Source organism: Streptomyces sp. SPB074, from assembly GCF_000154905.1.
Lineage (GTDB): Bacteria > Actinomycetota > Actinomycetes > Streptomycetales > Streptomycetaceae > Streptomyces.
On record NZ_GG770539.1, the window covers coordinates 1,677,223 to 1,686,852 of the forward strand.

The window sequence follows — 9,630 nt, forward strand, 5'->3', positions numbered from 1 at the left end:
CAGCGCGGCGAGGACCGCGACGTACCCCCGGCCTCTTCGCGTCCACCACCCCGGCGCGGCCGAGCGCCGCGAGCTGTCCCGGGGTGCGCTCCAGGGCGTCGCGCGCGGCGTCGTACGCGGCGCGGGCGACGGCCCGGCAATCGGCGTCGTCCTTCGGGCAGGCACGCGCGGCGGCGGAGGCGACGGTGAGCACCGTCCCCTCCACGGGGTGCGCCACGGCCTCGTACGCCGCCTCCGCAGCGCGGCGCAGCGCGGCGGCCAGGACGGCACCGTCGACCGCTTCCGCACCGGCCGCGACGAGCACCTGCGCGGTGCCGCGCAGCAACTGCGCGAGGATGGTGCCCGAGTTGCCGCGCGCGCCGACGAGCGCGCCGTGCGCCATGGCGCGGGCGACGCCCTCCAGACCGGGCCCGCGCGCGGCGTCCGCCCCGTCCTCGTCCGCCTCGCCCGCGTACGCATCGAAGACGGCCTCGACGGCGCGGAAGGCGGCCTCGGTCGTGAGGTAGAGGTTGGTCCCGGTGTCGCCGTCGGCGACCGGGTAGACGTTGATCGAGTCGATCTCCTCGCGCGCCCGGCCCAGTGCGTCGAGGGCCATCGCGCACCAGGCGCGCAGCGTGGTGGCGTCGAGGAGCCGTCGTTCGTTCCCGGACATCAGGGCCTTCCCGGGCACCAGGGCCTCCTTGCGCAGCAGGACGAACGCAGCGTAGTCGCAGCTCGGACCGGGTGCGGCCGGAGCCCGGGAACGGCCATGGCCGCGGTCATGGTAGTTTCGTAGAGCGGGAGTGGCCGCTGTATGCTGCTCCGGTTGCCCGATGAGAATCGGGCCATTCCCCCCGGCAACGCCAAATCAGGCACTTCTGTCTCTGATCCCGGCCTGCCGGGATTCACTGTAAGTGCATCTGAAGTCTTTGGAGTGACCCGTGGCTGCCAACTGCGACGTCTGCGGCAAGGGGCCGGGCTTCGGCAACAACATTTCGCACTCGCACCGCCGTACGCCGCGTCGCTGGAACCCCAACATCCAGCGCGTGCGTGCCGTGGTCGGCGGAACGCCGAAGCGGCTCAACGTCTGCACCTCGTGCATCAAGGCCGGCAAGGTCTCGCGCTAAGCGTGAGGCGGTCCCGTTTGACGACGGTACCGATCCGGTCTCGCGCTGACGTAGTGCGGCGCGGCCACCTGGCTGGTTGCTGTGAGAGCCGGTCCGTCCTACGACGGACCGGCTCTCATGTATGCCCGGACACCGCGTAGGCGCCGCGTCAGCCCGCACGAGCACTGCGAGTACGGCGCGGGGCGATGTCGCGCGCGGGTGACGCGGTGACGTCGCGTACGGGGCGAGGACGACGCCACGTGAAGAAGCGGCGGACCCGACGCCATGTTGTCGCGCGGACGCCGCCCCAGGTCACGTGCGGTCGCGGCCTCACGTCGCGTGCGCCACGCGGTCACGTAGCGCGGAGCGCCCCGCGTCGTCGCAGGTCACACGCGACGGCGCATATACCACGTCGCGTCGTCGCCGCACCTTCCAGGGCGCCGGGCCCCGCGCACCGCGCCGTCCGCTCCCTTCGCAGTGCCGTCGTCGCGGCGTCCCTCAGCCCTTCGCGTCCGGCTGCGCGCTCCGGAAGCGCCACCCGTGGTCCACGGGGCCGATGCCCGCGCCGAGGGGGAAGCCCGCCGCGATGGCGCCCGTGACGTAGTCCTTGGCGGCGCGCACGGCCGCCGGGACGTCGTGCCCCTGGGCCAGGCCGGAGGCGACGGCGGAGGCGAGGGTGCAGCCCGTGCCGTGCGTGTGGCGTTTGTCGAGGCGGGGAGCGCGGAACCAGTGTTCCTCGGTGCCGTCGCTCAGGAGATCGACGGCCTCGCCCTCCAGGTGACCGCCCTTGATGAGGGCCCAGCGCGGCCCGAGGGCGAGAACGGCCGCCGCCGCCTCGGGCAAGCCGTCAGGGCGCGTGACGTGGACACCGGTGAGCTGGGCGACCTCGTCCAGATTCGGCGTCGCGACGGTGGCGACGGGGAGCAGGCGCTTGCGTACCGAGTCCAGGGCGTCCGAGGCCAGCAGCGCGTCACCGTGCTTGGAGACGCCCACCGGGTCCACGACGGTCGGCGCGTCCGTGGTCGCGAGGAGTTCGGCGACCGTCTCGACGAGCGCGGCGGAGGAGAGCATCCCGGTCTTGACCGCCTGCACGCCGATGTCGTCCACGACGCTGCGGTACTGGGCGCGTACGGCCTCGACGGGGAGATCCCAGGCGCCCTGCACACCGAGTGAGTTCTGCGCCGTGACGGCGGTGAGCACGCTCATCCCGTGGACGCCCAGGGCGAGCATGGTCTTGAGGTCCGCCTGGATGCCGGCGCCGCCGCCGGAGTCGGAACCGGCCACGGTCAGGACGCGCGGGGGTATGTGCATGAGCCCGAATCTACCGCTCCGCCCGCGCCCCGGCGCACCCACGTCGCACCACGCCACCCGGCGCCCCGACGCGTCGCGCGCCCCACCCGGCACCACGCGACACCGCCCCTCACGGCGCGCACGTCGCGCGCGCCGCGCACCCCCCGCACGTCGCGCAGGCCCGGCACATCACCGCAGGTCGCACGCGACGTCACATATGCCACGCCACGCGCCCGGACCCACCCGCGACGTGGCCCACGCACGCGACGTCCCAAGCCCCCGGAACAGCCCCCACGACGCCCACCGCCCCGCTACACCCCCGCCGCCTCACGGACCCCGTGACGCCCCCGCCCCCGCGACGCCCCCGACGCCTCACGCCCCCGGCGTCTCGATCCCGTCGTCCCCCTCGTCCCCGCCGAAGTGGTCCCAGCCTCCCGCGCGTGTCCAGGGCGCGCCGTCGACGGTCACCTCGGGGCGCGCCGAGGGGTGCAGGACCTCACCGATGACCTTCCAGCGGGCCGGCAGCTTCACGTCCGGCGGGAACGTCGCGACGATCGCGTGGTCCTCGCCGCCGGTCAGGACCCACTGGAGCGGGTCGACGCCGACCGCCTGCCCGATGTCGTACATCTGCGAGGGCACGTCGACCTTGCCGGAGACGAGGTTGACGCGGACGTTGCTCGCCTCGGCGATGTGACCGAGATCGGCGATGAGGCCGTCGCTCACGTCGGTCATGGACGTCGCGCCGAGCGTGGCGGCGGCGGGGCCCGCGTGGTACGGGGGTTCGGGCCTGCGGTGCGCCTCGACGAAGGCGCGCGGGGAGCGGAAGCCGCGCGAGAGGACGGCGTGCCCGGCGGCGGACCAGCCGAGCCACCCGGTGACGGCGACGACGTCGCCGGGCCGCGCGCCGGAGCGTACGACGGGGTCGTGGTTGCGCATGTCGCCGAGCGCCGTGATCGAGACGGTGATCGTGTCGCCGCGCACGAGGTCACCACCGACCACCGCGGCGCCCGCGACCTGGCACTCGTCGCGCAGGCCGTCCATGAGCTCGATCGCCCACGTCGCGGGCAGCGTCGCGGGCACGACGAGCCCCAGGACGAGGGCGGTGGGCACCGCGCCCATGGCCGCGATGTCGGCGAGGTTCTGCGCGGCGGCCTTGCGTCCGACGTCGTAGGCGGTCGACCAGTCGCGCCGGAAGTGCCGGCCCTCCACGAGAACATCCGTGCTCACCACGACGCGGCGGTCGGGCGCGGTGACGACGGCGGCGTCGTCGCCCGGGCCGAGCCGCACCGCCGGTGTCGTGGTGAGCCGCGCCGTCATCTCCCTGATGAGGCCGAACTCGCCGAGTTCCCCCACAGTGCCCTTCATCCCTGTGCCCCTTCTGCGCCGTGTCGTTCACGGCCGTGTGCCATCGTCGCCGGTGCCGTCGAGTCTTGCCTGAACTTCCGTGCGCCGCGTCCCCCGGAAGCGGCACCGCCCTGCGGAGCGGGACGCAGCACGCGCGGGGGGCTCCCCGCGGCGCGCGGCGACGCGATACCGTGGCGTCCCCTTTCCCCCATGATCCTCATGGCCGCCCTGGAGGTTCCGTGGTACAGGCGTACATTCTGATCCAGACGGAGGTCGGCAGGTCCTCCGCGGTAGCCGAACTCGTCGGCTCCTTCGAAGGTGTGATACAAGCCCAGGACGTCACGGGCCCGTACGACGTGATCGTGCGTGCCGAGGCGACGACGATGGACGATCTCGGTCGCATGGTCGTCGCGAAGGTGCAGCAGGTGGAGGGCATCACCAGGACCTTGACCTGCCCCGTCGTCCATCTGTAACCCCCGTCTACGCTGGGCGGCGTGAACAACTCCGTGCTGCGGCGACTGCTCGTTCCCGCCGTCCTGCTCCCGCTGGTGACCGTTGCCGGCTGTTCGTCGTCGGATTCCGCCTCGGGCTCCGCGGCGAAGGCCGCGGTTCCCGCGCCGGGTGCCGCCGCCGCGAAGGCGTGCCGGAAGCTGCGCGCTGAGCTTCCGGAGCACGTGGACGGTCTCGGCAAAAACGACCCGGCTCCGGAGTCCGAACTGACGGCCGGATGGGGCGACCCGGCGATCATACTGCGCTGCGGAGTGCCCCGTCCGGCCGCGCTGGACGACCCCAAGACGGACGGGGTCGGGGTCGACGGCGTCGACTGGGCCATCGTCCACGAGGACGGTGGCCCGTACCGCCTCTACACGACGCTGCGCATCGCCTACGTCGAGGTCACGATCCCCGCCGCACGCGCCGACGACGGCCTCTCCCCCCTCACCGACTTCGCGAAGCCGGTCGCGCGCACGATCCCGAAGGGCATCGCCGAGGACTGAGGACGGCCCCGGGAACCACCACGCCCCGGCGTCCGCGCGTCCGGGACGAGAGCGACCGTACGAACCGTCGCGTACGCCGCGCGCGTCACCGCAGGTCACACGCGACGTACCGGTGCCACGCCCCGTACGCCGCGTCACGCGTGCCACGCCCCGCACCCGACGCCGCGATGCCCCGCACACGAGAGCCCGCACACCAACGCCCGACGCCCCGCCCCCGCACACCGATGCCCAGCCTGCTGCCCGGCTCCCCCGCCGCTACGGCAGCCCGCCGCCTACCGGAGCCCCGTCGGCCGCCGCAGCGCCGCCTGGATGAGCCGGTCCACGAGTTCGGCGTAGCCGACGCCGCTCTTCTCCCACATCTGCGGGTACATCGAGATGGGCGTGAAGCCGGGCATGGTGTTGACCTCGTTGATGACGAAGCCGTCGTCGGTGAGGAAGAAATCGGCGCGCACGAGGCCCTCGCAGGAGGTCGCCTCGAAGGCGGCGACGGCGAGGCGCTGGACCTCGGCGGTCTCCTCGGGGGTGAGCGGGGCGGGCACGAGGCCGGAGGCGGAGTCGATGTACTTCGCCTCGAAGTCGTAGTAGGCGTGGTCGGTGACCGGCGGGATCTCGGCGGGCAGGCTCGCGCGCGGCCCGTCCTCGAACTCCAGGACGCCGCACTCGATCTCGCGTCCCTGGACGAGCGCCTCGATCAGGAACTTCGGGTCGTGGCGGCGGGCCTCCTCGATCGCCTCGTCCAGGCCCTCGAAGCCGTCGACCTTGCTGATGCCGACGGAGGAGCCGCCGCGCGCGGGCTTCACGAAGAGCGGCCAGCCGTGGTCCCCGGCGAAGTCGGCGATACGGCGGCGGGCCGCCTCGGGGTCCTGCTCCCACTCGCGCGGGCGGATCACGAGGTAGGGGCCGACCGCGAGCCCGAAGGAGGTGAAGATCCGCTTCATGTACTCCTTGTCCTGCCCGACCGCCGAGGCGAGGACCCCGGCGCCGACGTACGGGGTCCCGGACAGTTCCAGGAGGCCCTGGAGCGTCCCGTCCTCGCCGTAGGGCCCGTGGAGCATCGGGAAGACGACGTCCACCTCGCCGAGCGCCTTCGGGACGGAGCCCGGCTCGGTGTAGACGACCTCGCGCACGGAGGGGTCGAAGGGCAGCACGACGCTGCCCTCCAGCGACTCAGCCAGGGACTCGACCGTCGGCATGGAGCGGTCGGTGATGGCCATGCGGGCCGGTTCGTCGGCGGCGAGGGCCCAGCGGCCCTCACCGGTGATGCCGATCGGCAGCACGTCGTACTTTTCCCGGTCGATGACGCCGAGCACGGCGCCGGCGGTGACGACGGAGACTCCGTGCTCGGAGCTTCGCCCGCCGAAGACGACGGCGACCCGCGGCTTGCGCGGCGCTCCCCCTTCGACGGGGGGAACAGGGCTCTGGGGGAGGTTCTGGCTGCTCATATCGCGACGAGGGTACCTGCTGCCCCCCGCACCGTCAGCGCCCGGAGCCCGGCTTGTCGCCCGCCCCCACCGCGCGGCCGAACGCCACGAAGCCGCGCCCCGGCACCGCACCGGCCATCCCCGGGAAGCCCCTCCGGCATCCGGGGACCGGGGCGTGGCGCGGGGCGGCGCACTTCCCGGCCCGCCCCGTCAAACACCCGGCGAACGCGCCGACCGCCCCCGCCACTCACCCAGCGACCCGCGCCGCCCCACCCCGCCCCCGGCTCCCTACCCCCGCTCGGACTTCGCGCTCCGCGACATCAGTTCCTCCAGCGCCACCAGCGGCGCCTTCCCCTCGTGGACGATGCTCACGACCGTCTCGGTGAGGGGCATGTCGATGCCGTGGCGGCGGCCGAGCGCCAGGACCGATTCGCAGGACTTGACGCCCTCGGCGGTCTGGTTCGTGGCGGCGATGGTCTCGGCGAGGCTCATGCCGCGGCCGAGGTTGGTGCCGAAGGTGTGGTTGCGCGAGAGCGGCGAGGAGCACGTGGCGACGAGGTCGCCGAGCCCCGCGAGCCCCGAGAAGGTCATCGGGTCGGCGCCCATCGCGAGGCCGAGCCGCGTCGTCTCGGCGAGCCCGCGCGTGATGAGCGAGCCCTTCGTGTTGTCGCCGAGCCCCATGCCGTCCGCGATGCCGACCGCGAGCCCGATGACGTTCTTGACGGCCCCGCCCAGTTCGCAGCCGACGACGTCGGTGTTGGTGTAGGGCCGGAAGTACGGGGTGAGGCAAGCGTGCTGGATGCGCCGGGCGACGTCCTCGTCGGTGCAGGCGACGACCGCCGCGGCGGGCTGCCGCGCGGCGATCTCGCCCGCGAGGTTCGGCCCCGTGACGACGGCGACGCGCTCCCGCGGCGCCTTCGTGACGTCCTCGATGACCTCGGTCATCCGCATCGTGGAACCGAGCTCGACGCCCTTCATGAGCGAGACGAGCACGCTGTCGGGGCCGAACAGCGGCGCCCAGGCGGTGAGGTTCGCGCGCAGAGTCTGCGAGGGGACCACGAAGAAGACCTGCTCGGCGCCGTCGGCGGCCTCGGCGGGGTCGCTCGTGGCGCGTACCCGCTCGGGCAGGACCGTGCCCGGCAGGTAGCCGGGGTTGGTGCGCGTCGTGTTGATCGCCTCGGCGACGTCGGGGCGGCGGGCCCACATCGTCACGTCGTTCCCGGCGTCGCCGAGGATCATGGCGAAGGCGGTGCCCCAGGAACCGCTGCCGAAGACGGCGGTCTTGACGGGACGGTCGTCCGGGCCGGGCTGGCCTGTCACGTGGTGTGCTCCCCTGTCGCGTGCGTCGTGCTCTCGTCGCGCGGACGGTTCTCGTCCGCGTCGCGCGGACGGTCGTCCGCGCCGGGTGCCTGGGCCGCGCCGTCCGGACCGCCGGCACGCTCGGCCGCGGCCCGACGACGCTGTTCTATCCGTGCTCTGCGCGGATCGTAGATCTCCGCGGGCGCCTTCTCTCCGCGCAGCTCCTCCAGCAGCCCGGTGACGGCGCGCATGAGCACCTCCGTGACCTCGCGCAGGAGTTCGGGCGTCGGCTCCTCGTCGTAGTACGCGGAGAGGTCCACGGGCGGCCCGGCGAGCACCTGGAGCGTCTTGCGGGGCAGCAGCCGCAGCTTCTTCTCCTTCGCGTACGGCGGCATCGCGAGGTTGGCGCCCCACTGCGCGACGGGGATCACGGGGCGGCGCGTGGCCAACGCGACGCGCGCCGCACCGGTCTTGCCGCGCATCGGCCACTGCGCGGGATCGCGCGTGAGGGTGCCCTCGGGGTAGAAGGCGACGCACTCGCCGCGCTCGATCGCGTCCACGGCGCCCCGGAAGGCGTCCATCGCGTCGGCCGTCTCGCGGTAGACGGGGATCTGCTGGGTGCCGCGCATCATGGCGCCGACGATGCCGTGCCGGAAAAGGCCGTCCTTCGCGAGAAAGCGCGGCAGCCGACCGGTGTTGTACTGGTAGTGCGCGTACGACAGCGGGTCGATGTACGAATTGTGGTTGACGACGGTGATGAATCCGCCGTCCTTGGGCATATGCTCCGCTCCGCGCCATTCCCGCTTGAAGAAGACCAGCAACAGCGGCTTGAGTACCGCTGCGGCAAAGCGATACCAAAAGCCGATTTTACGGCGGGACACGCGTGCACCTTCCTGTTCGGCCCGGCCGGGCCAAAGATCACGTACTGCGCCTGGCAGGCCGCACAAGTGTGGACCCGCCTCCCCCGTCTGTCGAGAACACGGTACGCCCGCGCCCCGCCCCGGCGACGGTGCGCGCGCCCCCTTCCGCGCCCTCCGTGCCGTCCCGCCGCGCCCCGCCCGCGCGGCGTCCCCGGGCGACAATGGCAGCGATGAACACTCCCGCCGGGCCCACCTCGACCCCACCATGGACCCTGGTCGTCCCGGTGAAGCCCCTCCCCCTGGCCAAGTCCCGGCTCGCCGGGCCGCTCTCGGCGCCGAGCCGCCGCCGGCTCGCGCTCGCCTTCGCGCAGGACACCGTCGCCGCCGCGCTCGCGTGTGCCGGGGTACGGGGTGTGGTGGTCGTCACGGACGACGCGCGGGGCGGGGCGGCGCTCGCCGCGCTCGGCGCGCGTGTGGTTCCCGACACTCCGGCGACCGGTCTCAACGCCGCCCTCGCGCACGGCGCGCGCGCGGCACGGCGCGGCACCCCGCGCGGCGCCGTCGCGGCGCTCAACGCGGATCTGCCCGCACTGCGCCCGGCGGAACTGTCCGCCGTCCTGCGCGCCGCCGCTCATTTCCCCCGGTCTTTTCTCCCCGACGCGGCGGAAATCGGCACGACTTTTCTCGCCGCGCTTTCCGGTACGGAATTGGGCCCCCTTTTCGGCGGGCACTCCAGAAAGCGCCACCGGGACTCGGGCGCGGCGGAACTCGGCCCGCCCGCCGTCGCCTCGGTGCGGCAGGACGTGGACACGGTCGCGGATCTGCGCGCGGCGCTCGCCCTCGGCGTCGGCCCGCACACGCGCCGCGTCGTCGCCACGCTCCCGGCGGGCGAACGCCTCGCCGGTCTCTCGGGTACGCGGCAGCCGCCACCCCCGTGCGACGTCCCCGCGGCGCACCGCTGCCCGGGCCCCCGCTAGGGTCCCCCCATGCAGGCAACGGCGTACACGTACGACCCCTCGGACCACAGCGGCAGCGTGCTGCTCGACGACGGCACCCCGGTGCCCTTCGACGGCGCCGCGTTCCTCGCGGGCGGGCTGCGGCTCCTGCGCCCCGGGCAGCGGGTACGGATCGAGACCGAGGACACGGCGGCGGGCCCGCGCGTCACCCTGGTCACCCTGCAAACCCTCTGAACCCCCGTCACCGGCACACCGGCCCGCGCCGCGAGGACCGTACGCACCGGAAGCGCACCCCCACGCGCCCAAGCCCCCACGCCCCGCGCACCCGCGCACCCAGGCCCCGGACTCCACGCCCCCCGGCGCCCCCGGACACGCCGCGG

Annotated in this window: 10 protein-coding genes and 1 pseudogene; 5 read left to right on the forward strand and 6 right to left on the reverse strand. The window is 73.7% G+C overall.

Translation table 11 applies throughout. The features are described from left to right. A pseudogene (locus SSBG_RS06635) lies at window positions 1-652 on the reverse strand (DAK2 domain-containing protein); the annotation flags it as partial. A gap of 268 nt (window positions 653-920) precedes the next feature. Here SSBG_RS06635 and rpmB point away from each other — a divergent pair. Then, window positions 921-1,106, forward strand: coding sequence for a 50S ribosomal protein L28 (rpmB, locus tag SSBG_RS06640; RefSeq protein WP_008745436.1), 186 nt, complete (start codon window positions 921-923; stop codon window positions 1,104-1,106). 477 nt (window positions 1,107-1,583) lie between these two features. Here rpmB and thiD read toward each other — a convergent pair whose 3' ends face one another. Further along, window positions 1,584-2,396: a bifunctional hydroxymethylpyrimidine kinase/phosphomethylpyrimidine kinase gene (gene thiD / locus SSBG_RS06645; protein ID WP_008745437.1), complete on the reverse strand. Its 813-nt coding sequence runs from the start codon at window positions 2,394-2,396 to the stop codon at window positions 1,584-1,586. 351 nt (window positions 2,397-2,747) lie between these two features. Beyond that, window positions 2,748-3,740, reverse strand: a complete 993-nt coding sequence (locus SSBG_RS06650) for a thiamine-phosphate kinase (RefSeq protein ID WP_037869105.1) — start codon at window positions 3,738-3,740, stop codon at window positions 2,748-2,750. A gap of 218 nt (window positions 3,741-3,958) precedes the next feature. On the opposite strand from SSBG_RS06650, the gene SSBG_RS06655 reads away from it, so the two are divergent. Next, a complete protein-coding gene (locus SSBG_RS06655; protein WP_008745440.1) occupies window positions 3,959-4,192 on the forward strand; it encodes an Lrp/AsnC family transcriptional regulator in 234 nt (77 codons plus the stop codon). A gap of 21 nt (window positions 4,193-4,213) precedes the next feature. Next, window positions 4,214-4,714: a DUF3515 domain-containing protein gene (locus tag SSBG_RS06660; RefSeq protein WP_037869107.1), complete on the forward strand. Its 501-nt coding sequence runs from the start codon at window positions 4,214-4,216 to the stop codon at window positions 4,712-4,714. A gap of 272 nt (window positions 4,715-4,986) precedes the next feature. Here SSBG_RS06660 and SSBG_RS06665 read toward each other — a convergent pair whose 3' ends face one another. The 3 genes from SSBG_RS06665 to SSBG_RS06680 form a co-directional block, all read right to left on the reverse strand. Further along, window positions 4,987-6,156: a D-alanine--D-alanine ligase family protein gene (locus SSBG_RS06665; RefSeq protein ID WP_008745442.1), complete on the reverse strand. Its 1,170-nt coding sequence runs from the start codon at window positions 6,154-6,156 to the stop codon at window positions 4,987-4,989. Window positions 6,157-6,423: 267 nt separating this feature from the next. Beyond that, complete coding sequence (locus tag SSBG_RS06675) at window positions 6,424-7,455, reverse strand: NAD(P)H-dependent glycerol-3-phosphate dehydrogenase (protein WP_008745444.1); 1,032 nt, start codon at window positions 7,453-7,455, stop codon at window positions 6,424-6,426. Beyond that, window positions 7,452-8,315, reverse strand: a complete 864-nt coding sequence (locus SSBG_RS06680; protein WP_008745445.1) for a lysophospholipid acyltransferase family protein — start codon at window positions 8,313-8,315, stop codon at window positions 7,452-7,454. Before SSBG_RS06680 ends, SSBG_RS06675 begins: the two co-directional genes overlap by 4 nt. Window positions 8,316-8,515: 200 nt before the next feature. Between SSBG_RS06680 and cofC the strand changes: the two genes are divergently transcribed. Then, on the forward strand, window positions 8,516-9,271 hold the full coding sequence (gene cofC, locus SSBG_RS06685; protein WP_199781345.1) for a 2-phospho-L-lactate guanylyltransferase: 756 nt from the start codon (window positions 8,516-8,518) through the stop codon (window positions 9,269-9,271). A 9-nt stretch (window positions 9,272-9,280) separates the two neighbouring features. Beyond that, complete coding sequence (locus SSBG_RS06690; RefSeq protein WP_037869109.1) at window positions 9,281-9,484, forward strand: cold-shock protein; 204 nt, start codon at window positions 9,281-9,283, stop codon at window positions 9,482-9,484. The last annotated feature ends 146 nt before the right edge of the window (window positions 9,485-9,630 follow it).